This window comes from Comamonas sediminis (genome assembly GCF_041107495.1).
In the GTDB taxonomy this organism is placed as follows: domain Bacteria; phylum Pseudomonadota; class Gammaproteobacteria; order Burkholderiales; family Burkholderiaceae_C; genus Comamonas; species Comamonas sediminis.
This window is the reverse complement of sequence record NZ_JBGBDC010000005.1, coordinates 43,417-66,456: the sequence shown is the minus strand read 5'-3', so window position 1 is coordinate 66,456 and position 23,040 is coordinate 43,417. Positions and strand designations below refer to the sequence as shown.

21 protein-coding genes and 1 pseudogene are annotated in these 23,040 nt (G+C 64.8%); 13 read left to right on the top strand and 9 right to left on the bottom strand.

The window, feature by feature from the left end:
• Nucleotides 1-253 precede the first annotated feature (253 nt).
• Nucleotides 254-772, top strand: a complete 519-nt coding sequence (locus tag AB7A72_RS12480; protein WP_369460166.1) for a DUF2165 family protein — start codon at nt 254-256, stop codon at nt 770-772.
• Between the two features lie 31 nt (nt 773-803).
• On the opposite strand, the gene AB7A72_RS12475 is transcribed toward AB7A72_RS12480, so the two are convergent.
• The gene (locus AB7A72_RS12475; protein ID WP_239809801.1) at nt 804-1,688 is read right to left on the bottom strand and encodes a DMT family transporter; all 885 of its coding nucleotides are present in this window, start codon (nt 1,686-1,688) and stop codon (nt 804-806) included.
• A gap of 86 nt (nt 1,689-1,774) precedes the next feature.
• Here AB7A72_RS12475 and pyrF point away from each other — a divergent pair, with 86 nt between their 5' ends.
• Together pyrF and AB7A72_RS12465 are read left to right on the top strand one after the other, a co-directional pair.
• On the top strand, nt 1,775-2,596 hold the full coding sequence (gene pyrF, locus AB7A72_RS12470) for an orotidine-5'-phosphate decarboxylase (protein ID WP_239809800.1): 822 nt from the start codon (nt 1,775-1,777) through the stop codon (nt 2,594-2,596).
• Nucleotides 2,597-2,750: 154 nt separating this feature from the next.
• On the top strand, nt 2,751-3,746 hold the full coding sequence (locus AB7A72_RS12465; protein WP_239809799.1) for a Bug family tripartite tricarboxylate transporter substrate binding protein: 996 nt from the start codon (nt 2,751-2,753) through the stop codon (nt 3,744-3,746).
• Nucleotide 3,747: 1 nt separating this feature from the next.
• On the opposite strand, the gene AB7A72_RS12460 is transcribed toward AB7A72_RS12465, so the two are convergent.
• Nucleotides 3,748-4,689 carry an EamA family transporter gene (locus tag AB7A72_RS12460; RefSeq protein WP_239809798.1) on the bottom strand — a complete coding sequence of 314 codons (942 nt, stop codon included), beginning with the start codon at nt 4,687-4,689 and terminating at the stop codon, nt 3,748-3,750.
• Nucleotides 4,690-4,905: 216 nt separating this feature from the next.
• On the bottom strand, nt 4,906-6,105 hold the full coding sequence (locus AB7A72_RS12455) for an NAD(P)/FAD-dependent oxidoreductase (protein WP_369460165.1): 1,200 nt from the start codon (nt 6,103-6,105) through the stop codon (nt 4,906-4,908).
• Between the two features lie 42 nt (nt 6,106-6,147).
• Between AB7A72_RS12455 and AB7A72_RS12450 the strand changes: the two genes are divergently transcribed.
• Nucleotides 6,148-7,305, top strand: coding sequence for a PQQ-dependent sugar dehydrogenase (locus AB7A72_RS12450; protein WP_369460164.1), 1,158 nt, complete (start codon nt 6,148-6,150; stop codon nt 7,303-7,305).
• Here the strand turns inward: AB7A72_RS12450 and AB7A72_RS12445 are convergent.
• Both AB7A72_RS12445 and uvrA read right to left on the bottom strand, forming a co-directional pair.
• Nucleotides 7,302-7,763, bottom strand: a complete 462-nt coding sequence (locus AB7A72_RS12445) for a GNAT family N-acetyltransferase (protein WP_312450834.1) — start codon at nt 7,761-7,763, stop codon at nt 7,302-7,304. The two genes, AB7A72_RS12450 and AB7A72_RS12445, sit on opposite strands and share 4 nt — an antisense overlap.
• Nucleotides 7,764-7,807: 44 nt before the next feature.
• Nucleotides 7,808-10,954 carry an excinuclease ABC subunit UvrA gene (uvrA, locus tag AB7A72_RS12440; RefSeq protein ID WP_369460163.1) on the bottom strand — a complete coding sequence of 1,049 codons (3,147 nt, stop codon included), beginning with the start codon at nt 10,952-10,954 and terminating at the stop codon, nt 7,808-7,810.
• Nucleotides 10,955-11,280: 326 nt separating this feature from the next.
• Between uvrA and AB7A72_RS12435 the strand changes: the two genes are divergently transcribed.
• Together AB7A72_RS12435 and ssb are read left to right on the top strand one after the other, a co-directional pair.
• Complete coding sequence (locus AB7A72_RS12435) at nt 11,281-12,480, top strand: MFS transporter (RefSeq protein WP_369460350.1); 1,200 nt, start codon at nt 11,281-11,283, stop codon at nt 12,478-12,480.
• Between the two features lie 191 nt (nt 12,481-12,671).
• On the top strand, nt 12,672-13,259 hold the full coding sequence (gene ssb, locus AB7A72_RS12430) for a single-stranded DNA-binding protein (protein ID WP_230779615.1): 588 nt from the start codon (nt 12,672-12,674) through the stop codon (nt 13,257-13,259).
• Nucleotides 13,260-13,320: 61 nt separating this feature from the next.
• Here ssb and AB7A72_RS12425 read toward each other — a convergent pair.
• A pseudogene (locus AB7A72_RS12425) lies at nt 13,321-13,656 on the bottom strand (IS5/IS1182 family transposase); the annotation flags it as partial.
• A gap of 206 nt (nt 13,657-13,862) precedes the next feature.
• On the opposite strand from AB7A72_RS12425, the gene AB7A72_RS12420 reads away from it, so the two are divergent.
• Nucleotides 13,863-14,921: a Fic family protein gene (locus AB7A72_RS12420; protein ID WP_312450819.1), complete on the top strand. Its 1,059-nt coding sequence runs from the start codon at nt 13,863-13,865 to the stop codon at nt 14,919-14,921.
• 191 nt (nt 14,922-15,112) lie between these two features.
• Here the strand turns inward: AB7A72_RS12420 and AB7A72_RS12415 are convergent, their stop codons facing one another.
• A complete protein-coding gene (locus tag AB7A72_RS12415) occupies nt 15,113-15,595 on the bottom strand; it encodes a DUF417 family protein (protein WP_239809795.1) in 483 nt (160 codons plus the stop codon).
• Complete coding sequence (locus AB7A72_RS12410; protein WP_369460162.1) at nt 15,592-16,188, bottom strand: TetR/AcrR family transcriptional regulator; 597 nt, start codon at nt 16,186-16,188, stop codon at nt 15,592-15,594. Before AB7A72_RS12410 ends, AB7A72_RS12415 begins: the two co-directional genes overlap by 4 nt.
• A gap of 303 nt (nt 16,189-16,491) precedes the next feature.
• On the opposite strand from AB7A72_RS12410, the gene AB7A72_RS12405 reads away from it, so the two are divergent.
• The 4 genes from AB7A72_RS12405 (at nt 16,492) to AB7A72_RS12390 (ending at nt 20,746) form a co-directional block, all read left to right on the top strand.
• On the top strand, nt 16,492-17,229 hold the full coding sequence (locus AB7A72_RS12405) for a transporter substrate-binding domain-containing protein (RefSeq protein ID WP_369460161.1): 738 nt from the start codon (nt 16,492-16,494) through the stop codon (nt 17,227-17,229).
• Nucleotides 17,226-17,702: a YbaK/prolyl-tRNA synthetase associated domain-containing protein gene (locus tag AB7A72_RS12400; RefSeq protein WP_313333725.1), complete on the top strand. Its 477-nt coding sequence runs from the start codon at nt 17,226-17,228 to the stop codon at nt 17,700-17,702. The genes AB7A72_RS12405 and AB7A72_RS12400 overlap by 4 nt, the downstream gene beginning before the upstream one ends.
• A gap of 77 nt (nt 17,703-17,779) precedes the next feature.
• The gene (locus AB7A72_RS12395) at nt 17,780-19,294 is read left to right on the top strand and encodes a rhomboid family intramembrane serine protease (RefSeq protein WP_369460160.1); all 1,515 of its coding nucleotides are present in this window, start codon (nt 17,780-17,782) and stop codon (nt 19,292-19,294) included.
• A gap of 111 nt (nt 19,295-19,405) precedes the next feature.
• Nucleotides 19,406-20,746, top strand: coding sequence for a hypothetical protein (locus AB7A72_RS12390; protein WP_369460159.1), 1,341 nt, complete (start codon nt 19,406-19,408; stop codon nt 20,744-20,746).
• Nucleotides 20,747-20,758: 12 nt separating this feature from the next.
• Here AB7A72_RS12390 and mnmA read toward each other — a convergent pair whose 3' ends face one another.
• Complete coding sequence (gene mnmA / locus AB7A72_RS12385; RefSeq protein ID WP_312450804.1) at nt 20,759-21,886, bottom strand: tRNA 2-thiouridine(34) synthase MnmA; 1,128 nt, start codon at nt 21,884-21,886, stop codon at nt 20,759-20,761.
• A gap of 216 nt (nt 21,887-22,102) precedes the next feature.
• Here mnmA and ycaC point away from each other — a divergent pair, with 216 nt between their 5' ends.
• Nucleotides 22,103-22,732, top strand: a complete 630-nt coding sequence (ycaC, locus tag AB7A72_RS12380) for an isochorismate family cysteine hydrolase YcaC (RefSeq protein WP_239809788.1) — start codon at nt 22,103-22,105, stop codon at nt 22,730-22,732.
• Between the two features lie 49 nt (nt 22,733-22,781).
• Nucleotides 22,782-23,030: a hypothetical protein gene (locus AB7A72_RS12375; RefSeq protein ID WP_369460158.1), complete on the top strand. Its 249-nt coding sequence runs from the start codon at nt 22,782-22,784 to the stop codon at nt 23,028-23,030.
• The last annotated feature ends 10 nt before the right edge of the window (nt 23,031-23,040 follow it).

Here is a 23,040-nt window from a genome sequence, read left to right as displayed (position 1 = left end):
CAGGCTGGCAGAATCCAGCCTCCCTCCTGGCGCGACATTCGATCCCGTCGGCCTGTGTGTTTCCCAGACCCGCTGCCGGCTTCAGGTTTTCCAGTCCCGATCTGCGCGCCTGCGTGCTTCTTGCACACCTCCCCGCCAACGCTGCGTTGGCACATCTTTGATGGATCAGGTGCCGAACCTTGTCGTTCGGCGCCACGGCATCCGTCTGTCTTTTTCCTATCCCTTTCTCACTCTCTCACGTCTGGAGCTTCGAATGATGATTCGTCTGTCCAAGTCCGCCATGGTGCTGGCCATGGCTTTCTTCGCCACCTTGGTGGCTTTTGGCAATATCACCGACTACGCCACCAACTTTGCCTTTGTGCACCATGTGTTCCTGATGGACACCACCTTCCCCGGCAACGGCATCATGTACCGCGCCATCGAGGCGCAATGGCTCCACCGCCTGGGCTATGCCGGCATCATTGCGCTGGAAACGCTGACGGCCGTGCTGTGCTGGATCGGGGGCAGCAAGCTCTTGCGGGCCCGCCATGCCGATGCCGCCGGCTTTCGCGCCGCCAAAAAATGGGCGATTGCGGGGCTCACCCTGGGCTTTCTCACCTGGCAGGTGGGCTTCATGTCGGTGGGCGGCGAGTGGTTTGGCATGTGGATGTCCAAGGAGTGGAACGGCGTGCCCGATGCCTTCCGCTTCTTCATCACCTTGCTGCTGGTGCTGGTCTACCTGACGATGGACAACGACAGCCTGGCCGAACCCGTGCCACCTGCAGCCCGCTGATACCAGCGGCCCAGGACGGCCTCGTGCAGGCTCAGCCGCGTGCCCGGCTGGGCCAGAGCACCGAGGCAATGGCCAGCACCATCAAGGCCACCGCGGTCCAGTCCTGCCAGTGCAGGATCTCACCCAGCCACCAGGCGCCGCTGAAGACGCCGAGCACGGGGATCAGCATCACGCTCAACGTGGACGCCAGCGGTGGCAAGGTGCGCACCAGAAAGAACCAGGCCACCTGGGCAAAGCCGATCACCAGCACGGCATTGAACAGGATGGTGCCCCAGGCCACCGGGTCGGGCGCATGCCAGCGTGGACGCTCGAGCACCGTGGCCAGCAGGCACAGGCAGGCGGTGGTCATCACCGTCATCCAGAAGGCCAGGGTCAAGGTAGCGGCCGGGATGCGGGTGCGGCGCAGCAGCTGGGTGCCCAGCGCCCAGCTGGCCGCCGCCAGCAGCATCAATGCCACGCCGGTGGGCTTGCCGCCGAGCTTGTCCATCTCATTCCACAGCAGCAGCAACACGCCGCCAGCGGCAGCGGCCACACCCATCCAGGCGCGCGGGGGCAGCCGGTCGCTGAAGAACAGTGCGCCCAGCGCTGCTGAAAAAATAGGCATGGTGTAGCCGAGGATGGCCGCCCGGCCACTGGGCAACAGCGGGATGGCCACGATGATCAGCGTGTGCCACATCACCATGTTGAAAAAACCCAGCACCAGCAGCGGGCCCCAGTAACGGCGCTCCAGCCGGAACGGCACCTTCAGCGCCACCAGGCCCAGCGCCAGCAACGGCAGACCGATCAGCATCGACAGCGCGCGAAAGCTCAGCGGCGGGAAGTGCTGAACCCCTGTTTTCATCACCGGCCAGTTCAGGCCCCAGACCAGGGTCAGCAGGCCCAGGGTCACCAGTTGTTGTCTCGACAGCGTAGGCATGGGCTGCGATTGTGCCTGCAATCCCCGTGTGACGCAGTCAGCCCTGCGCAGAGCGGGGCCCCTGGCCAGCTTTTACAATAGCGGCCATGCCTTTCATCGACCAGCTGCGCGCCGCAGCCACCCAAAACAACTCCATGCTGTGCGTGGGCCTGGATCCGGAACCCAGCCGCTTTCCCGCCACGATGCGCGGCGATGCCAGCAAGATCTATGATTTTTGCGCAGCCATCGTCGATGCCACCCATGACCTGGTCAACAGCTTCAAACCGCAGATCGCCTATTTTGCCGCGCACCGCGCCGAGGACCAGCTGGAAAAGCTGATGGCCCATATGCGCCGCGTGGCCCCGCAGGTGCCGGTGATTCTCGATGCCAAGCGCGGCGATATCGGCTCGACCGCCGAGCAGTACGCCAAGGAAGCCTTCGAGCGCTACGGCGCCGATGCGGTGACCTTGTCGCCGTTCATGGGCTTTGACTCCATCACGCCCTATCTGCAGTACGAAGGCAAGGGCGCCTTCCTGCTGTGCCGCACCTCCAACCCCGGCGGTGACGACCTGCAGGCCCAGACCTTGGCCGACGTGCCCGGCCAGCCGCCGATGTTCGAGCATGTGGCGCGCCTGGCCCAAGGCCCCTGGAACACCAATGGCCAGCTCGGCCTGGTCGTCGGCGCTACCCGCCCGCAAGAGATCGAGCGTGTGCGCGCCGTCGCCCCGCACCTGCCGCTGCTGATTCCCGGCGTTGGCGCACAGGGCGGCGATGCGGTGGCCACCGTCAAGGCGGCCCGCATTGGCGGCGGCCCGATCATCATCAACTCCTCGCGCGCCATCCTGTACGCGAGCAGCGGCGAAGACTTTGCCAGCGCCGCGCGCGCCGCTGCGATCAAGACCCGCGATCTGCTGAACGCCGTGGAATAAACACACCCCAGGCCCAGGACAACAGGGTCCGTGCTGCACGCTGGCACGGACCCTGCTTCTTTTCCGGGACAGTGCGCGGGCCTCTTGCGCTAAGACACAATGCGGCCTGCCGCTTTTCCTCTGACGACGCTCCCACCCGCCACAAGGATTCCCGATGCTCCCAGCGCTTTTTTCTCGCCCCCGCCTTGCGGCCACCGTCGGTCTGATGGCATGGGCGGCCAGCATGGCGGCAGGCGCCCAAGCAGCTGCGCACTACCCGAGCAAGCCCATCACCTTGGTGATTGCCTACCCGCCCGGGGGCAGCACCGATGCGGTGGGCCGCCTGGTCGGCACCGAGCTGGCGCAGCGGCTCAAGCAGCCGGTGGTGATCGAGAACCTCGGCGGTGCCGGCGGTGCGATCGGCGCGCAGAAGGTGGCCCGGGCACCCGCCGATGGCTACACCCTGCTGCTGGCGGCCAACAACGAGATGGCGATTGCACCGCTGATCAACAAGGCCATCAAGTACCGCGTGTTTCAGGATTTCACGCCCATCAGCTTGGTGGCGACGCAGCCGATGGTGCTGGTCGCGTCGCAGGCCAGCGGGGTCAAGAACACGCAGGCGTTCCTCAGCCTGCTGCGGCAGAACCCCGGCAAGTACAGCTATGGCAGCTCGGGCGTGGGCACAGCGCTGCATATCGCCGGTGAGATGGTGCAGCAGGCCGGCGATGTGACGATGGCCCATGTGCCGTACAAAGGCGTGGCTCCGCTGACCAATGACCTGCTGGGCGGCAGCCTCGAATTTGGCGTGTTTGTGCTGTCCTCGGGCCTGCCGCACATCCGTGCCGGCAAGGTGGTGGCGCTGGGCACGACCGAGGCCAGGCGCTCCCCCGTGACGCCCGATATCCCTGCGTTAGCCGAGACTTCGGCGTTTGCCAAGGTCGATATCAACAGCTGGTTTGCGCTGATGGGCCCGGCCAAGCTGCCACCCCACGTGCTGGCTGCGTTGCGCGGGGCGCTGGCCGACACGCTGCAATCGCCAGGTTTTCGGGCCAAGCTCGAAGCCAGTGGCAACGTGGTGGCCGCACCGGGCCAGGACATGGGCGCTTTCTTGAAAGCCCAGGTGGGCAAGTACCAGCAGATCGTCGAGGCTGCGAAGATCGACGACCGCTGAGCTAGCGCCGCGCCGCCTGCAGCCAGCGGCCGCCCCAGACCACGACCACCAGGGCCAGCACGACAAACACCGCGCCGGCCCATTGCCAGGCCGTCACCGTCTCGCCCAGCACCAGCATGCCGGTGGTCAGCCCGATCACGGGCACGCAGAGGCTGAAGGGCGCCACGCGGTTGGCGGAGTAGCGCTGGATCAGCTTGGTCCACAGCCCGTAGCCGACGATGGTGGCCACCCAGCCCAGGTAGGCGATGGAGGCCCAGGCCAGCCAGGGGATCTGCTGCCAGGTCTCGGCATGCAGCCACTTGCCGACGCTGCCCTCGTCCAACCAGGCGCTCAGCCCGATGAAGGGAATGATCGGCATCAGGCTGCTCCAGGCGATAAAGCTCACCGGGTCGTAGCGGGCGTTTTCCTTTTGCGCCAGGCGCACCACCACGTTGGAGCAGGCCCAGGAGGTGGCCGCGCACAGCACCAGCAGCAGGCCAGCCAAGGTGGTGCCACCGGCGCCATTGCTGCGCAGCTCATTGATCAGCAGGCAGGCCAGGCCCAGCGCCGCAATGCCCATGCCCGCCACCAGCGGGCGGCCGGGCCGCTCGCGCAGCAGCACCCAGGTCCAGACGGCGGTAAGAAACACCTGGGTCTGCAGCACCACGCTGGCGAGCGACGCCGTCATGCCCACCTTGAGCGCGGTGAACAGAAAGCCGAACTGGCCTACGCCTTGCAGCAGGCCAAACAGCACCACCCAGCGCCAGTGCACGCGCGGTGGCTTGATGAACAGCACCAGCGGAAAGGCTGCGCACAGGTAGCGCAGGGCACCCAGCTCGAACGGGGTCAGGCTTTGCAGGCCCCATTTCATGATGACGAAGTTGATGCCCCAGACCACCACCACGACCAGCGCCAACGCGAGGTCAGTGGGGCGGAACGGGGCGGGGGAGCTGGAAGCAGACATGGCTGGAGGCGCTGGTGTGCGCAGCGCCGGATGTTATTCAAAGTTTTCCAGCAGTGTGCCAGCAAGCGCGGCTGCGTGCTGGCACTGCGCTATTCAGAGCCTCTAACACGGCCCAGCAAACCGCAGGTTTGCGGTTGAGACGAGGCACCCTGCCGCAGGCAGTACAACGTACGACAAGGCTGGGTAACGACGTATCAAGGGTTGTGTTGGTGGCTCTCAGCGCAAGTTGCGCGTGGGCGACAGTGCCTCAGGCTGCACACCCTGGCCTGCCAGCGCCGGGTCCAGCGGCTCATGCAGGGCGAGGTTGCGCGCCAGCAGTCCGTAGCCGTAGGCGCTCTGGATGCCGTAGCCGCCCTGCGCGGCCACCCACAGAAACTGCGGCGCCTGGCCATCCCAGCCGATCACCATCTCGCCATCGGCGACAAAGGAGCGCAGGCCCGCCCAGCTGTGGCCGGGGCGGCGGATCTCGAAGTGGCTGGCCTGCATGATGCGGTCAATGCCTTCGGCAATGTCGAGCATCTCGGGCTGCACATCATGCGGGTGGGTGGCATCGGCATTGGCGGGCGAGCCCAGCAGTTGGCCGGCATCGGGCTTGAAATACCACTGCTCTCCAATATCGATGACGGCCGGCCAGTGCTGGCCGTCCATGCCCTCGGGCACCGCAAAGGTGAAGGCGCTGCGGCGCTTGGGTGTGAGGCCAATCGCAGCGGCACCAGCCATCTGGCCCAGTTCATCGGCCCAGGCACCGGCGGCATTGACGACATGGCGGGCCTGCAGCTGGCGGCCATCGGCCAGGCCGATCTGCCAGCGGCTGGCGCCGGCATCCCAGTGCAGGCTCTGCACCCGTGCATCGTTCCACAGCTGGCCGCCGCGCCGGCGCATGCCCTTCAAAAAGCCCTGGTGCAGCGCATGCACATCGATATCGCGGGCGCCGTCGTCGGTAAAACCGGCTTCGAGCACCTCGGTGTTCAAGGCCGGCAAGAAGGCTTTCAGTTCGGTCTTGTCCAGCCAGCGGGCGCCGGGCGAATGCTGGCGCGCCTCGTCGTAGGCGGCTTGCAGTGCGGGCAATTGCTCGGGTGTCGCCACATACAGCACCCCCCGGGGGCTGACCAGCGCCTGCTCGGCAAAATCGGCCGGCGGCTGCTCGTAAAACGCGCGGCTGGCCCGCGTGAGCGCTTGCACCTGGGCTGGGCCATAGTGCTCTTCGAACAGCGCGGCCGAGCGGCCGGTGGTGTGGTAGCCGGGTTGGGATTCCTGCTCCAGCACCAGCACCTGGGCGCTGCTGGACAGGTGCCAGGCGGTGGCGCTGCCGGCCATGCCGGCGCCGATGACGACAAAATCCCAGACGGCCGGGCGGGCGGCGGCAGAGGCTGACGGGGTGGGGGTGGCCGAAGGGGAACTGTTGGGGGTATCCATGGTCAGCATGGTAAGGTCAGTGACACTTCGCAAAGGGCAAACATGAGACAGAAACAGGCACGCAAGGGTTTTCATGCATGGGCGCTGGGCGCCAGCGGGCTGCTGGCCGTCTGTGCGGCCAGCACTGCGCAAGCACAAACGGTGGCGCCCGCGCTGCCCCAACCCACGGTGGTGGGCAGCGGCTACCTCAACCCCTGGGCCATTGCGCCGTTGCCGGACAAACGCTTTTTGCTGACCGAGCGCGGCGGCAAGCTTTGGCTGCTCGATGCCGATGGCCGCAAGCAGTCCGAGCTGCAGGGCGTTCCCAAGGTGGTCGATGCAGGCCAGGGCGGCTTGCTCGATGTGGTGGCCGACAGCCAGTTCGCCAGCAACCGCCGTATCTATTTCTGCTTCAGCGAAGCCGGGCCCCAGGCCGGCACCAACAGCACGGCGCTGGCCACGGCGCGCATTGCGGCCGATGAGCGCCAGCTCGACGAGGTCAAGGTCCTGTTCAGCCAGCGCCCCAAGGCCAAGAGCAATGCCCACTTTGGCTGCCGCATTGCCGAGACGCCTGACGGCAACCTGTTCCTCAGCCTGGGCGACCGCTTCTCGTTGCGCAACGATGCGCAGACCCTGAACAACCACCACGGCAAGCTGGTGCGCATCGCCAAGGATGGCAGCGTGCCCAAGGACAACCCCTATGTGGGCCGCCAGGATGCGCTGCCGGAAATCTACAGCTATGGCCACCGCAACAGCCAGGGCCTGGCCGTGGCCGCCGATGGCAGCCTGTGGCAGCACGAGCACGGCCCGCAGGGCGGCGACGAGATCAACCGGCCCCAGCCCGGCAAGAACTATGGCTGGCCGGTGATCACCTATGGCGAGGAATACGGCGGCGGCAAGATCGGCGAAGGCACGCAGAAGGCCGGCATGGAGCAGCCCTTGCACTACTGGGTGCCCAGCATTGCACCGTCGGGCATGGCCTTTGTCACGAGCGACCGCTATGGCCCGGCCTGGAAAGGCAGCCTGTTGGTCGGTGGCCTCAAGTCGCGCAGCGTCGCCCAGCTGACGGTCAAGGACGGCAAGGTGACGGGCGAGAAGCGGCTCTATGAATCCCTCGGTGAGCGCATCCGCGATGTGCGCCAGGGTGCCGATGGCCTGGTCTACCTGCTGACCGATGGGCCCGATGGCAAGCTGATCCGCCTCACGCCATCGGGCACTTAAAGCTTGCGCTTGAAACCCAGATGGCTGGGCACAAAGCCCAGCTTTTCATAGAAACGGTGCGCATCGGCCCGGCTTTTGTCGGTGGTCAGCTGCACCACCGCGCAGCCCCGCTCCCGGCACTGCGCCACCGCCCATTCCAGCATCTGCTGGCCCGCGCCGGCGCCGCGCAGTTCTGCCGCAATGCGCACCGATTCGATCTGGCCACGCCAGGCGCCCGTGTGCGACAAGCCGGGCACAAAAGACAGCTGCAGGGTGCCGACCACCTGCCCGTTCAACTCCGCCACCACCAGGCGCTGGTTCGCATCGGCGCAGATCGCATCAAAGGCCGCGGTATAGCGCGCATCGGGCGGGTCGGTCAGCACCTCGCGCTCGCGGCCCAGCGCATCATCGGCCAGCAAGGCGATGATGGCGGGCAGGTCGGCAAGGGCTGCGGTGCGGAACATCAGGTGGGTCGGCATCGCTGTGGCGCTCCAGGTCGTGGTGGTTGCATCGCCCAACAGGCTCAGCGCTTCAGGTAGGGCGCCAGATAGCGGCCAGTATGGCTGGCCGGGTTGGCCGCCACCTGCTCGGGCGTGCCCTGGGCCACCAGTTGCCCGCCACCGGCGCCGCCTTCCGGCCCCATGTCGATGACCCAGTCCGCCGTCTTGATGACGTCGAGGTTGTGCTCGATGACGACAATCGTGTTACCCGCATCGCGCAGCTGGTGCAGCACCTTGAGCAGCAGGTCAATATCGGCAAAGTGCAGGCCGGTGGTCGGCTCATCGAGGATGTAGAGCGTGCGGCCGGTGTCGCGCTTGGACAGCTCCTGCGCCAGCTTGACGCGCTGGGCCTCGCCGCCCGACAAGGTGGTGGCGCTCTGGCCCAGGCGGATATAGCTCAGGCCCACATCCAGCAGGGTTTGCAGCTTGCGGGCAATGGTGGGTACATCGCGGAAGAAGTCGTGCGCATCCTCCACCGTCATCTCCAGGATCTGCGCAATATTGCGGCCCTTCCACTGCACCTGCAGGGTTTCGCGGTTGTAGCGCTGGCCGTGGCAGATGTCGCAGGGCACATAGACATCGGGCAGAAAATGCATCTCCACCTTGACCATGCCATCGCCCTGGCAGGCTTCGCAGCGGCCACCGGCTACGTTGAAGCTGAAGCGCCCCGGGCCATAGCCGCGCTCCTTGGCGGTATTGGTCTCGGCCATCAGCTCGCGGATGGGGGTGAACAGGCCGGTGTAGGTGGCCGGGTTGCTGCGGGGCGTGCGGCCAATCGGGCTTTGGTCCACATTGATGACCTTGTCGAAATAATCCAGGCCTTCGATCTCCCGGTAGGGCGCAACATCGCCCTGGGCGCGGTTGATCTTGTGGGCCGCTGCGGCATACAAGGTGTCGTTGACCAGGGTCGACTTGCCCGAGCCCGAGACGCCGGTCACGCAGGTGAACAGGCCGACGGGGAAATCCACCGTCACATCGCGCAGGTTGTGGCCGCTGGCGCCCACCAGGCGCAGGCTTTGCACCGCATGCGGGTCCACCGGGGCGGGGGCTGCTTCCTGCGCGCTGCGGCCCTTGGCGCTGCTGGTGCTGCTGGCCTTGCCGCTGGGCTTTTTCTCCAGCGAGGTGCGCACCGTGGGGAACTGCGAGCCGCTCTTGTCCGCCACGGCCTTGCCCACGGGCGCACCCACGGTGCTGGCCAGCACCGGCAGCCAGGGCGTGCGGCGCGCAGGCACGGCAATCGATTTCTGGCCGCTCAGGTACTGGCCGGTGAGCGACTGCGGGTGGGCGCAGATGTCGGCATAGCGGCCCTGGGCCATGATCTGGCCGCCGTGCACGCCGGCGCCCGGGCCCATGTCGATGATCTGGTCGGCTGCGCGCATCATGTCCTCGTCGTGCTCGACGACGATCACGCTGTTGCCGATGTCGCGCAGGTGCTGCAAGGTAGCGATCAGGCGGTCGTTGTCGCGCTGGTGCAGGCCGATCGAGGGCTCGTCGAGCACATACATCACGCCGGTCAGGCCAGAGCCGATCTGCGATGCCAGGCGAATGCGCTGCGCCTCGCCGCCCGAGAGGGTCTCGGCGCTGCGTGCCAGGCTCAGGTAGGTCAGGCCCACATCGTTGAGGAACTGCAGCCGCGTGCTGATCTCCTGGATCACCCGGGCGGCAATATCGGCCTTGGCGCCCGTCAGCTGCACCGTGGTGAACCAGGCGTGGGCCTCGCTCAGGGTGACCTGGCTGATGTCCTGGATTGCACGGGCCTGGTCGCCGTCGCCCACGCGCACAAAGCGCGCCTCGCGGCGCAGGCGCGCGCCGTGGCAATCCGGGCAGGGCTGCACGCTCTGGTAGCGCGCCAGCTCGTCGCGCACGATGCTCGAATCGGTCTCGCGGTAGCGCCGCGTCATGTTCGGCAGAATGCCTTCAAACGGGTGCTTCTTCGTGACCATCTTGCCGGCGTTCTCGCCGCTGGCCAGCTCGTACTTGAAGGCAATTTCTTCGTCGCCCGAGCCATAGAGCACCACCTGGCGCACCGCCTCGGGCAGGCTCTCGAAAGGCTGCTCGATGTCGAATTGGTAGTGGCGGCCCAGGCTTTCGAGCATCGCAAAATAGTAGCCATTGCGCCGGTCCCAGCCCTTGATGGCGCCGCTGGCCAGGCTGAGCGTGGGGAAGGCCACCACACGCTCGACGTCGAACACCTCATGCAGGCCCAGGCCGTCGCACGACGGGCAGGCGCCCTGGGGCGAGTTGAAGGAGAACAGGCGCGGCTCCAGCTCGGCCAGCGCATAGCTGCAGACCGGGCAGGAGAACTTGCTGCTGAACAAGTGCTCCTTGCCGGTGTCCATCTCCAGCGCCAGCACCCGGCCATTGCCTTCGTTGCCGCCCACGCGCAGCGCGGCCTCAATGCTTTCGGCCAGGCGCTGCTGCAGCCCGGCGCGTACCTTGATCCGGTCGATGACCACGTCGATGTCGTGCTTCTCGTTCTTGGCCAGCGCGGGCAGGGTCTCGTGCTCGTACATCTGGCCATCGACCCGAAAGCGCACATAGCCCAGCGCCTGCATCTGGGCAAACAGCTCGACGAACTCGCCCTTCTTGCCGCGCGCCACCGGCGCCAGGATCATCAGCCTGGTGTCCTCGGGCAGGGCCAGCACGGCATCCACCATCTGGCTGACGGTCTGGGCCGCCAGCGGCAGGTTGTGGTCGGGGCAGAAGGGCGTGCCTGCGCGGGCGTACAGCAGGCGCAGGTAGTCATGGATTTCGGTGACCGTGCCCACGGTCGAGCGCGGGTTGTGGCTGGTCGCCTTCTGCTCGATCGAGATGGCCGGCGAAAGGCCCTCGATCAGGTCGACATCGGGTTTGTCCAGCCGGCCCAGAAACTGGCGCGCATAGGCCGAGAGGCTCTCGACATAGCGGCGCTGGCCTTCGGCATACAAGGTGTCAAAGGCCAGGCTGGATTTGCCCGAGCCGGATAGCCCGGTGATCACCACCAGCTGGTGGCGGGGGATGTCCAGGTCGATGTTCTTGAGGTTGTGCGTGCGCGCGCCACGGATGGCGATGCGGCTGTGTGCCAGCCGCGCACCCAGGTAGCGGCTGTCGTCCTGGCGCGCCTCGGACACGCCGAGTTCGTGGTGCAGGTCGATGGCAGCGGATGGGTCGGTGGGGGTGCGTGGTGGCATGTGGGCGTCAGGATCCAAAACCCCTCATGATAGCCAGCCTGCCCGTTCGTTGTGCAATCTGCCGGGTATCGCTGCACATGCTTTGCGGATAAACCGGGCGCCGCCCCAGGGGAGCGGCCTACAACTTGCCGCCAAAACCGAGGTGGGGGCTTGCTGCAGCTTTGCGCCCAGCTATCGTTTCTGAAGGGCCTGCAGCCGCGTAGATTCCGTCTGCCAGCAGGGCTTGCGGCTGCGCTCTACACTTGCCGCTGGCGATCGTCGCCATCCGTCCCTTGTTTGCCAGCGTATCGCCCTTGTCTCTCACTTCTGTTTCTTCATCCACGGCCATGCTGCCGGCCGAGCGGCGCGCCAGCTTCAGCCTGGCGCTGATCTTTGCATTGCGCATGCTGGGCCTGTTCCTGGTGCTGCCGGTGTTCGCGCTGGAGGCCCACAAATACCCTGGTGGTGATGACCCGGCGCTGGTCGGGCTGGCCATGGGTGTCTATGGCCTGACCCAGGCCGTCTGCCAACTGCCGCTGGGCATGGCGTCTGACCGCTACGGGCGCAAGAAGGTCATCGTGCTGGGCCTGCTGGTGTTCGCCGCCGGCAGTCTGATCGCCGGCATGGCCGGCAACCTGCATACCTTGCTGCTGGGCCGGGCGCTGCAAGGCGCGGGCGCCGTGTCCGCCGCCGTCACGGCGCTGCTGGCCGACCAGACCCGCGATGTGGTGCGCACCAAGGCCATGGCGCTGGTGGGCGCGAGCATTGGGCTGATGTTTGCGCTGGCGCTGGTGCTCAGCCCGCTGCTGGTCGTGCATATCGGCCTGAGCGGTCTGTTTTTGATGACTTGCGGCCTGGCGCTGGGCGGCATTGCCGTGGTGCTGTGGGTGGTGCCGCCGGAGCCGCTGGAGCACCGGGGCGGCGCACGCGGCGGCCTGCGTGAGGTGATTCGCCATGCCGATCTGGTGCGGCTCAACGCCGGGGTGTTTGTGTTGCACACGGTGCAGATGTCGATGTGGGTGGCCGTGCCCGCGATGCTGGTGGCTGCGGGTCTGCCCAAGGCCGAGCACTGGCAGGTCTACCTGCCGGCCGTGGTGCTGTCCTTTGTGCTGATGGGCGGGTTGTTTGCGCTGGAGCGGCGCGGTTACCTGCGCGGCGCGCTGCTGGGCTCGATCGGGCTGGTGGCCCTGGTGCAAATAGCCTTGGGGCTGGTGGCGACCTCCGGCCAGGCGCCCACGCTGTGGCTGATGGGGGTGCTGCTGTTCGTGTTTTTCTGCGGCTTCAATGCGCTGGAGGCGACGCAGCCGAGCCTGGTGTCGCGCATGGCGCCCGCCTCCCTGCGTGGTGCGGCGCTGGGCAGTTACAACACTTTGCAATCGCTGGGCCTGTTTGCCGGCGGCGCGTTGGGTGGGGTGCTGACCCGCTGGGGCAGTGTGACCGATTTGTTCATCGCCACCAGCGCCTTGGCGCTGATGTGGCTGGTGCTGACCTGGCCCTTGCAACCGCTGGCCCGCACCGCCGCTGGCGCTGGCGCTGCACAAAAGTAAGCGCTGGCTGGGAATGGGGCCGGCCCGTCAGGCCCCTTTGCAGAATCTGCGGGTACTGGGCAAGAAATGCCTGGCCGCTTTGGGGTAGGATACGCCCCTGTATCTCAGTGATGGGCGCTTTGAAGGCTGCAATGCCTGCAACACTGCCAACGCATAGTAGGCGCCCATTTTTCAAAGGAAAAACCTGAACCATGGCATCCGTCAACAAAGTCATCATCGTCGGCAACCTCGGCCGCGACCCTGAAATCCGCACCTTCCCCTCGGGCGACCAGGTAGCCAACGTCACCATCGCCACCACCGACCGCTGGCGCGACAAGAACAGCGGCGAGAACAAGGAAGCCACCGAGTGGCACCGTGTGGTGTTCAATGGCCGTCTGGCTGAAATCGTCGGCCAGTACCTGCGCAAGGGCAGCCAGGTCTATGTGGAAGGCAGCCTGCGCACCCGCAAGTGGACCGACCAGGCCACCGGCCAGGAGCGCTATGCGACGGAAATCCGCGCTGACTCCATGCAAATGCTGGGCAGCCGCCAAGGCCAGGGCGGCGGTGGCGGCCAGGGCGGTGGTGATGACTACGGCTATGGCGACAGCGGCTACGGCGACCAAGGTGGCGGCGGTGCACCCGCTGGCAACTACCAGCGCCGCGCCCCGGCACCGGCCATGGCCCCAGCGGCCGCACCCCGCCAGGCGCCACCTCCCCGTCCTGCGCCAGCGCCCATGCCAGCGCCGGCCCCACGCGCTGCGTCGGGCTTTGACGACATGGACGACGATATTCCGTTCTAAGTCCTACCGGCGTTGCTGCATACCTCGGCCATAAGCTGAGACATCCTCGATTCCACTGGATTTATGCAGCAGCGACCGTCAGGGGGCGTGGCCAGCGCGGTAAATGATTGAGGATTGACGCTCGAATATTGAGCTCGGTCACTTGGCGCTCAAACGTCCTGGCCATCACCTTCTCGCCCAGACGCTTGGAGCAATTCATCTTGGCCTCTACCAGAGACCAAGAGGGCAGCCGCTCCATCTTTTCCAGATAGCCCGCCCCAACCTCCTACGCGCCTTGACCGCTTCATCGCGGTGAGCAAATGCCAGCCCTTTGCACAGCTTCGCTCGTTTGCGGGGTGATTGGACTGGCCCCTCGCAGGTAGCACTCCCTATGTACATCCTGCGTGTCGGATGCCCCTGGGTAGCGTTGAGCCCCTGCAGTCGCGCAGTGCCACATCATGCAGGGCTTACGCAGCATGCGGTCAAAGTGTATAGAAAACCGCAGTTAGCTATGCAGATGGAGGCTGCGTTGCGCGGAAAGGCGCATGAAACGCAGTTTTTCTATACACGTGGGCGGCGATATGTATAAGAATTGGCGTTTTCTATACATGTTGGGTTGACCTCATGGAATCCCTTGCCGCGCTGCGGGCCGAGCGCTTTGACACCGCCCCCATCCTCAAGAAGTTGGCCAGCGCCAGCCGCAAGCTGGCGGAGCTGAAGGGCATTGCTGCGGCCATACCCAATCAAGGCATTCTCATCAACACCTTGGGTTTGCAGGAGGCCAAGGACAGCTCAGAGATTGAGAACATTGTCACCACGCACGATGAGCTCTTCAAAGACGAGGTGTCCCTTGAGAGCAAACTGTCTGCCGCCAGCAAAGAGGTGCTGAGTTACCGGCAGGCGTTGTATACGGGCTTCCGGCTAGTGAAAGAGACTGGCTTGCTGACAGCCAACCATCTGATCGAGATGCAGCGTGCACTGGAGCGCAACCATGCAGGCTTTCGCAAATTGCCCGGCACGGCCTTGAAGGATGGCGCAGGTCGCACGGTGTACACACCGCCGCAGGAGCCAGATGCCATCGTAGGGCTGATGCGCGATTTGGAGCAGGTCATCAACGACCCCGAGGCAGTGCCCGTAGACCCGCTTATCAAGATGGCGCTGATTCACCACCAGTTTGAGAGCATTCACCCCTTCTATGATGGCAATGGCCGAACGGGGCGCATTTTGAATGTGCTGTATTTGGTCAAAGAGGGGCTGATGGACATTCCGGTGTTGTACCTGAGCCGCCATATTGTGCAAACCAAGGCTGAGTATTACCGCCTGCTGCAGGCGGTGCGTGACGACGATGCGTGGGAGGACTGGGTGCTGTACATGCTAGAGGCAGTGGAGCAGACAGCCCAGCAGACGGTGAAGACGGTGATTGCCATTCGGGATGCCTTGTTTGATTACAAGCACCGCATTCGGGAGCAGCACAAGTTCTACAGCCAAGACCTCATCAACAGCTTGTTCATGCACCCGTATACCAAGATTGAGTTCATGCAAAACGACCTGCAGGTATCACGGTTGACGGCGACGAAATATCTGGATGCTCTGACGGAGACAGGTTTTTTACTAAAACAAAAAGCGGGGCGCAGCAACTACTACATTAACCATGCGTTGACCGTGATTTTGACAACGCCCTAATAGTAAGAAGAAGAACTCGATGGGAAAGAATGGGCCAATACCAATGAGAATTTCGCGAAGTTAGACCACTTTTTAGTGGGCACAACCGTTCTAAACAGCCGCTGCCTGTTTCGCAATGAATGACGAGCCCGCGCCTGACCAGGCGCGGGCTATTTTGATGGCGGAGCAAAAGGGGGCTCGCCTGCAGTCTGCTAGGTCTGGCGGACGCCTTGCGCCGGGAGCGCTGATGCGCCCTCGGGCGCGCTGGCCTGCTGGATGCGTAGATGGCGGCGCAGGTCGAATTTGAGCAGTACGGCCCCTGCGCCGATCAGCAACACGTCCTTGACGATGAAGCCGTCCAGCATGGTCAGTTGCGGCAGCAGGCTCAGCGTCGTGATGCCTGTCACGATGACGATGGCCGAGCCCACGATACCGAAGGCCGGTTTCTTGAAACCAACGACCAAGGCCACAAAGGCCAGGGTTTCGACAACGCCGAGAAAGTAGCTGCCTCCGTGCACGCCAAACAGGGTGTAGAGAAAGCTGAGCCAGGTGCTGGAGATCAGCGGCTCCAACTCGCTGACCTCGAAATCAAACCATTTGAAGGTGCCGAACAGCGCAAAGATAAAGATGACGGAAAGCCGCAGCAGGGTGAGGTCGGCATCGGAATGCACAAAGCGGTGGATGGCGTTTTTCATGGGGTCTCCTGTTTCAAGGCGGGGGTGGGGGGATGTGTACCAGTGCTGAGCCAGTGGACGATGGCTTGAACGGCGCCGGCATAGGCATCGTGTGGGGGAATGCGGTTGAGCAAGAGCGCGCCTTTGAGCGCCGCGCTGACCATCATCGCCAGCTCGGCAGCGGGCAGCGCAGCCTGGAGCTGTGCAGATTGCTGACCGGCTGCGAGGATGTCCTGCAGCAGGTGCTGCTCCTTCTGTGCGAGCCGGAACACGGCAATCTGCAGCTCCGGAAGCAGGAGATGGCTGTCTGACAGCATCGCGTAGACGCCGCACATCTGCCCTTGCGCAGCGCAGTCCGAAAAGGCCTCCAGGTAGCCTTGCAGCCGCTGCACTCCCGCAGGCAATTGGTTCAGTTCGGCTTGCAACTGGTCGAACTGCGCGGTCTTGTAGGCACAGTAAGCCAGGCCCAGATCTGTCTTGCTGGGGAAATGGTGGTGGATGCTGGCCTTTCGGATACCAATGCCGGATTCCAGATCCGCGTAGCTGAAGCCCTGGAAGCCACGCTGCTGGATATAGACATTGGCCAGCTCGATGATTTTTTCGTAGGTGGACATATTTATTTATAAAAACTATTAAAAATAGTATTTCATTTGATCTGTTGAATGTACCTACTGAAAGGTAGGCTGTCAAAAGCTGTTGTGATTCAAAGCGTAAACTTCTTGCTGCGCCACCGGTTGGATGCCCGGTCCGTATGCGCTTTGGACGACGTGGCGGCAGGCATTCAGCACCGTGCAGAGGCCTATGCGCCACAGGCCATGCCGGCAGAGGGAGAATGTGGGGGCTGCGGCGTGCCTGCGCGCCGAGCGTCGGCCCAGCGCAGCGCGACGCCCTTTGTTCCACCTTGTCCGAAAGCGGCCATGACAGAGACCACCGATATCGCTTCCCTCATCGCCCCCAGGGGCCGCCTGCGCGCGGCCATCAATGTGGGCAATCCTGTGCTGGCGCACAAACGGGCCGATGGCTCGGCCGCAGGCGTTTCCGTCGATCTGGCGGCGCGCATGGCGGCCCAGCTGGGGCTGCCGCTGGATCTGCAGCTGTTCGAGGCCGCTGCCCATTCGGTCGATGCGGTCACCCAGGGCCAGGCCGATGTCGGCTTTTTTGCGGTGGACCCGGTGCGGGGCGCGGGCATTGGCTTTTCTGCGCCCTATGTGCTGATCGAGGGCGCCTACATGGTGCGCAGCGATTCGGCGCTGACCGACAACGCGCAGGTGGATGTGGCGGCGCACGAAGTGGTGGTGGGCCAGGGCAGTGCCTATGACCTCTACCTGAGCCGGGCGCTGAAACACGCCCGCATCCTGCGGGCGCCCACCTCGCCGGCGGTGGTCGATGTCTATCTGCAACCCCGGGGCGATGTGGCTGCGGGCGTCAAGGTGCAGCTGGAAGCTGCGGTCGCCAGCCACCCGGGTCTGCGCATGCTGCCCGGGCATTTCATGCTGATCCAGCAGGCCATGGGCCTGCCCAAGGACCGGGGCGACGCCGCCCTCCAGTGGCTGGCCACCTTTGTGGAAGAGGCCAAGGCCAGCGGCTTTGTGGCCCGGGCACTGGCACAGCACCAGGTGCAAGGCGCGGTGGTGGCGCCGGGAGTGCAGCGATGAGCGTGTTTGAGCAGCTGCAGCAGTTGCTGGAAGGCGAGGGCGCCCGCTTTCGGGTGCTGAGCCACCCGGCCGAGGGCAAATCGGACGAGGTGGCGCGCATCCGGGGCACCACGCCGGGCCAGGGCGCCAAGGCCATGCTGTGCAAGACCCGCAATGCCGAGCATTGGGTACTGGCGGTGCTGCCGGGCGACCAGAAGCTGGACTTTCGCCTGCTGGCGGCTGCGCTGGGCCTGCCCAAGATGACGATGGCCAGCGCGGAAGAGGCCACCGAGCGGACCGGCTGCGTGATCGGCGCCATTCCACCGTTCAGCCCGGGCCCGCAGGTAGCCCTGGTGGTGGACCCGGACCTGGTGGAGCGCCATGCCGACATCGCGTTCAATGCCGGGCGGCTGGACCGCTCGATGGTGCTCAATGCCCAGGACTATGTGCGCGTGGCCAAGCCGGCGTTGCACCGCATCTGCGCTATGGGCTAACGCAAAAATCCAACACTGCGGCCGGCTGTGCCCGGCGCGGCAGCCTGCCGCCGCAGGGCCGCTGCACAATAGGCGCCATGTTCATCGCCATCCCGCTGGAAAACAAGCCCTCCTGGCAGTCGCCGCCCTGGATGACGGTGCTGCTGATTGCGATCAACTGCCTGGTATTCTGGGTCTGGCAAGGGGGTGAGGAGCGGGCGGCAGAGCGGGCCTCCAAAACCTATGCGCATACGGCGCTGCCGGCGATCGAGGTGCCGGCCTTTGTGAAGTACCTCGACGCACAAAGCCGCAACCCGGACAGCCGCATCCAACCGCAGATGGTGCGCATGGTGCAGGGGCTGCAAAAAAAACAGGACTACGGCCAGATCTACCTGCTGATGCAGCAGGAAGGCCGTTTTCGCCGCCAGCTGCTGGCCGGCGAGGTGATCCAGGCAGGCGATCCGCTGCATGCCGAATGGCAGGCCGCCCGCGCCCGCTTTGCACCGCTGGAGCCCGCTCCCTTCACCGCCCGCTGGGCGATGAGCTATGAAGCCGGTGCCGGCCTGCAGCCCCTGCAGGCGCTGACCTCCACCTTTTTGCATGGCAGCACCGGCCATCTGCTGGGCAATATGGTGTTTTTGTTTCTGTTTGGTTTTACGTTGGAGATGGCGCTGGGCGCCGGGCTCTATCTGTGCTTCTACCTGGCCGCCGGTGTCAGCGCCTCGCTGTTTGCCGGTCTGTTCTATGCCGGCTCCGGCAGCTATGGGCTGGGTGCGTCGGGCGCGATTGCCGGCCTGATGGCCATGTATGTGGTGCTCTACCGCATGCGCCGCATCCGTTTTTTCTACATGCTGGCCTTCTACTTCAACTACGCCACCTGGCCCGCGCTGGTGGTGCTGCCGGTGTGGATGGGCTTTGAGCTGGCCCAGCATTTTCTGGGGCAGCAGGGCGTGGCCTATATGGCGCACTTTGGCGGCCTGCTGGCCGGCGGTCTGCTGATGGCCTTGTACCTGCAGCTGCGGCGCAAGGAATCGGTGGTCGAGGTGGCCGCCCGTGACAAGCAGCAGGCCCAGGCCCAGAGCGCCGCACTGGCCGCCGCCGTGCAACGCGCGCAAAAGCACACCGATGCGCTGGCCTTCGAGCTGGCTGCCCCCGCTTGGCGCCAGGCGGCCAAGCTGGCGCCGGCCGATGCGGCCATCTTGCGCGCTTGGTTTGAAAGCGCCCGCCATGCGCCGGGCAGCGAGGATTTCCACCGCGCGGCCCGCGCCATCTTCAAGCTGCCAGCCAACACCGAGGCGCTGCGCCGGCTCCAGCACCACAGCTGGCAAACCTATGTGAACCGCGCCCGGCCCGCCCCGCGCATCAGCGACAACAGCCTGCATGCGCTGGCGCGCAGCTTTGTCCGCCTGGGCGAATGGGACGATGCCCAGAACATTTGCCAGCAGCTGGAGCACGCCGCCGACCATCCGCACTGGCCCGCGACCCTGGCCCTGGTCGCCAATGGCCTGGCCAAGGCCGGCCGGCTGGATGACGCCCGGCGCTGGCTGCCAGCGCTGCAGCGCGCCGCGCCGCAGGAGCCGGTGACGCGCTGGCTCAGCCAGGCGAGCACCTGAACGCCGGCCGAGCGCCTGTAGGCGTCAGCGCCATGTAAAGTTTTCGTGAAGCCATGCCTTATGATCGCTCCCATGCTGCGCCAGCGGGGGCTGCAGACAGAAAGGCTGGCCATGGGCCCATTGCGTTCTCCACAGCAAGACGACGAGGTTGACAGCGCCCAATGGGTGATCGAGCCGTTCTGGCGCAAGCTCAACAGCTTTTTCCTGTTCCCGCTGCAGCGCAAGCCCTTGCTGTATGCGCTGGTGCTGTCGCTCTGCGCCTATATGCTGATGTGGGGCCTGTTGATCGGCCTGGTCGTGGCGGTGGGCCTGCTGCTGGCGATCAGCCGGCATGCGTTCAAGATCGCGGCCTATGCCTCGCATGGCGTGCTCGACAGCAACGACTACGACGACTACCCCTGCGATGCCGACCTCAAGGTGCTGCCCTGGAAGTTCTTTGGCGTGTTGCTGGTGCATGGCTTTCTGATCGGCATGCTCGCCCGGGTCAGCCCGGGGCTGGCGGCGCTGGGCGATCTGCTCTCGTCCTTTCTGATCCCCGCCACCTTGATGGTGCTGATCACCAGCGGCAGCCTGCGCGCTGCCATCAACCCCTTCCTGCTGCTTGGCACCATGGGTGCCATCGGTCTGCCCTATGGCCTGCTGTGCCTGTTTCTGTTCCTGCTGATGCAGGGCGTGCCGATGGCCTTTGCGCTGTTGGTCACGGTGGTGCCCCAGGCGCTGCTGGCGCCCTTGCTGGCCTTTGTCGTGATCTATTTCAACGGCGTGATTGCCGCGATGATTGGCTATGTGATGTACCAGAACCATGCGGCGCTGGGCATCACGCCGGACAAGGCGCCGCAGGCCGAAGCCGGCGCGCCGGTGGTGGACCCGCAGACTGCGCTGGCCCAGCGCCGCGATGCCCAGATGGCCCAGCTGGTGCAAAGCGGCGACATGAACGCCGCCCTGGCTGAAGCCCGTGAATGGCAGCGCAGCGAACCGGACAGCCTGGCCGACCAGCGCCGCTACCACCGCGTGCTCAAGCTCAGCGACAAGGGCGATGAGCTGGCGCGCCATGCGCAAAGCTATGTTGCGCTGCTGCTGCGCAAGCAGCGCAGTGCCGATGCGCTGGAGGTCTGGGGCAGTTGCTACAAGCGCGACAAGGGCTTTCGGCTGAACGAAGCCAGCCATGCCTTGGCACTGGCACAGATGGCCTGGAAGCGCATGCAACTGCCGCACACCTTGGCCTTGCTCCATGGTTTCGAGAAAAGCTATGCCGGCAGCGATCTGGTGCCCCAGGCGCTGGAGCTGACGGTGCGCGTGCTCAAGCAAGGCGCCAACAAGCCCGACCAGGCCGTGCGCGTGTTCATGCGCATGAAGATCCGCTACCCCGAACATGCCTGCACGCAGGAGGCCGCCTGGATCTTGCGCGATGAGCTGCCGGGCGCTGCGCAGGCGCCTGCCGCACCCGCCTGAGCTGCTGGATTTTTAAGCAGCCGTTGAAGGCGCCACGCTGGCAATGATGCCGCCGCCCAGGCAGACCTCGCCGTCATACAGCACGGCGGACTGGCCCGGCGTCACTGCCCATTGCGCCTCGGGGAAGTCGAGGTGGAACTGCGCGGGCGTCGTATCGGCGCCGATGATCGCGGGCGAATCGGGCTGGCGGTAGCGGGTTTTGGAGCCATAGGTGCCGGCAGCGGGCGGGTGGCCGGCGACCCAGCTGGTGTTGTCGGCGTCCAGTGCCTGCGACAGCAGCCAGGGGTGGTCATGGCCTTGCACCACGCGCAGGATGTTCTTGTCCAGCTCCTTGCGGGCCACAAACCACGGCGCGTGCTCGCCTGCGCCACGGGCAGCGCCTTTTTCCTTCACGCCCCCAATGCCCAGGCCCGAGCGCTGGCCCAAGGTGTAGAACGACAGGCCGACATGCTTGCCCAGCTTGCGGTTGCGGTCGTCGAGGATCGGACCCGGTTCCTGGCTGATGTAGCGGTTGAGAAAGTCGCGGAAAGGGCGCTCGCCGATAAAGCAGATACCGGTGGAGTCCTTCTTCTTGGCATTGGGCAGGCCGATTTCCTCGGCAATGCGGCGCACCTCGGTCTTCTTCAGCTCACCGACCGGGAACAGCGATCTGGACAGCTGGGCCTGGTTCAGGCGGTGCAGAAAATAGCTTTGGTCCTTGGCCGGGTCCAGGCCCTTGAGCAGCTCGAACAACTGGGTGCCGGGGTTCTGGCGCACACGGGCGTAGTGGCCGGTGGCAATCTTTTCGGCGCCCAGCCGCATGGCATGGTCCAAAAAGGCCTTGAACTTGATCTCGGCATTGCACAGCACATCCGGGTTGGGTGTGCGGCCGGCCTGGTATTCGCGCAGAAACTCGGCAAACACCCGGTCCTTGTAGTCGGCCGCAAAGTTGACGTGTTCGAGCTCGATGCCCACCACGTCGGCCACGGCTGCGGCATCGACAAAGTCGATGTTGGACGAGCAGTACTCGCTGTCGTCGTCATCTTCCCAGTTCTTCATGAAGATGCCGACGACCTCGTGCCCCTGCTTTTTGAGCAAATACGCGGTGACGGCCGAATCCACGCCGCCACTCAGCCCCACTACGATGCGCTGTTTAACCATGGGCGCAATTATCCGCTCGTCAGCGGGCGGCCGCTGTGCAAGGGCTATGCGCCAAGCCGTGCTGATCGTTCTTTTTTTTGAACGATGAATGCGAATTTCAGTGATTTATCGTTGATCGTTCCATCGCTAATATTCGTTTCAGGCGTTAAGCACGAATCCTCGTTGCAGACGCTTGCGGTGGGCCCGTCCCGCCAGCGCTTCAGAAAAGGAACGACCATGACCTCCAAGCCCTATGTTCGCCTCGACAAAGACAATGCTGCCGTGCTGCTGGTGGACCACCAGACCGGTCTGCTCTCGCTGGTGCGCGACATCGACCCCGACAAGTTCAAGAACAATGTGCTGGCGCTGAGTGATCTGGCCAATTATTTCCAGCTACCCACGATTCTGACCACCAGCTTTGAAGATGGGCCCAATGGCCCGCTGGTACCTGAGCTGGTCCAGGCCCATCCCCGTGCACCGTTCATCGCCCGCCCCGGCCAGATCAACGCCTGGGACAACGAGGACTTCGTCAAGGCCGTCAAGGCCACCGGCAAAAAGCAGCTGATCATTGCCGGCGTGGTGACCGAGGTCTGCGTGGCTTTCCCGGCACTGGCAGCGATTGCAGAGGGCTTTGATGTGTTCGTGGTGACCGATGCCTCGGGCACCTTCAACGAAGTCACCCGCGATTCGGCCTGGCGCCGCATGGAGGCGGCAGGCGCGCAGCTGATGACCTGGTTCGGCGTGGCCTGTGAGCTGCACCGCGACTGGCGCAATGATGTCGAAGGCCTGGGCACCCTGTTCAGCAACCACATTCCGGATTACCGCAATCTGATGAACAGCTATGCGCGCGCCAAGGGCGGCCAGTAAGGCGCCGTTGCCCTAGCCCACCCGGTTGCCACTGCTAAGGAGTCCCGCCATGGAGCAAGCACAGATCTTGGTCTACCAGCCGCAGACCGGCCTCATCGGCCTGCAGCTGGCCGGTGGCAGCTACGCGCTGGCCGAACAATGGGGCAACCAGCCCTTGCGTGAAGGCCAGCGGCTGCAAGGCAACCTGCACAGTGTGGGGATGGAGACCCTCGAGGACACCCGTACGCATGCGCGCTATGAGGTGTTCATGCAGGCCTACGGGCTCTCGGCAGAAGGTCTGCGGCTGGCCCTGCTGTAAGCACCTGCAC

Coding starts and splice junctions, on each gene's coding strand:
- AB7A72_RS12480 (WP_369460166.1), top strand. CDS start 254: ATGATGATTCGTCTGTCCAAGTCCGCCATGGTGCTGGCCATGGCTTTC.
- AB7A72_RS12475 (WP_239809801.1), bottom strand. CDS start 1,688: ATGCCTACGCTGTCGAGACAACAACTGGTGACCCTGGGCCTGCTGACC.
- pyrF (WP_239809800.1), top strand. CDS start 1,775: ATGCCTTTCATCGACCAGCTGCGCGCCGCAGCCACCCAAAACAACTCC.
- AB7A72_RS12465 (WP_239809799.1), top strand. CDS start 2,751: ATGCTCCCAGCGCTTTTTTCTCGCCCCCGCCTTGCGGCCACCGTCGGT.
- AB7A72_RS12460 (WP_239809798.1), bottom strand. CDS start 4,689: ATGTCTGCTTCCAGCTCCCCCGCCCCGTTCCGCCCCACTGACCTCGCG.
- AB7A72_RS12455 (WP_369460165.1), bottom strand. CDS start 6,105: ATGGATACCCCCAACAGTTCCCCTTCGGCCACCCCCACCCCGTCAGCC.
- AB7A72_RS12450 (WP_369460164.1), top strand. CDS start 6,148: ATGAGACAGAAACAGGCACGCAAGGGTTTTCATGCATGGGCGCTGGGC.
- AB7A72_RS12445 (WP_312450834.1), bottom strand. CDS start 7,763: ATGCCGACCCACCTGATGTTCCGCACCGCAGCCCTTGCCGACCTGCCC.
- uvrA (WP_369460163.1), bottom strand. CDS start 10,954: ATGCCACCACGCACCCCCACCGACCCATCCGCTGCCATCGACCTGCAC.
- AB7A72_RS12435 (WP_369460350.1), top strand. CDS start 11,281: ATGCTGCCGGCCGAGCGGCGCGCCAGCTTCAGCCTGGCGCTGATCTTT.
- ssb (WP_230779615.1), top strand. CDS start 12,672: ATGGCATCCGTCAACAAAGTCATCATCGTCGGCAACCTCGGCCGCGAC.
- AB7A72_RS12420 (WP_312450819.1), top strand. CDS start 13,863: ATGGAATCCCTTGCCGCGCTGCGGGCCGAGCGCTTTGACACCGCCCCC.
- AB7A72_RS12415 (WP_239809795.1), bottom strand. CDS start 15,595: ATGAAAAACGCCATCCACCGCTTTGTGCATTCCGATGCCGACCTCACC.
- AB7A72_RS12410 (WP_369460162.1), bottom strand. CDS start 16,188: ATGTCCACCTACGAAAAAATCATCGAGCTGGCCAATGTCTATATCCAG.
- AB7A72_RS12405 (WP_369460161.1), top strand. CDS start 16,492: ATGACAGAGACCACCGATATCGCTTCCCTCATCGCCCCCAGGGGCCGC.
- AB7A72_RS12400 (WP_313333725.1), top strand. CDS start 17,226: ATGAGCGTGTTTGAGCAGCTGCAGCAGTTGCTGGAAGGCGAGGGCGCC.
- AB7A72_RS12395 (WP_369460160.1), top strand. CDS start 17,780: ATGTTCATCGCCATCCCGCTGGAAAACAAGCCCTCCTGGCAGTCGCCG.
- AB7A72_RS12390 (WP_369460159.1), top strand. CDS start 19,406: ATGGGCCCATTGCGTTCTCCACAGCAAGACGACGAGGTTGACAGCGCC.
- mnmA (WP_312450804.1), bottom strand. CDS start 21,886: ATGGTTAAACAGCGCATCGTAGTGGGGCTGAGTGGCGGCGTGGATTCG.
- ycaC (WP_239809788.1), top strand. CDS start 22,103: ATGACCTCCAAGCCCTATGTTCGCCTCGACAAAGACAATGCTGCCGTG.
- AB7A72_RS12375 (WP_369460158.1), top strand. CDS start 22,782: ATGGAGCAAGCACAGATCTTGGTCTACCAGCCGCAGACCGGCCTCATC.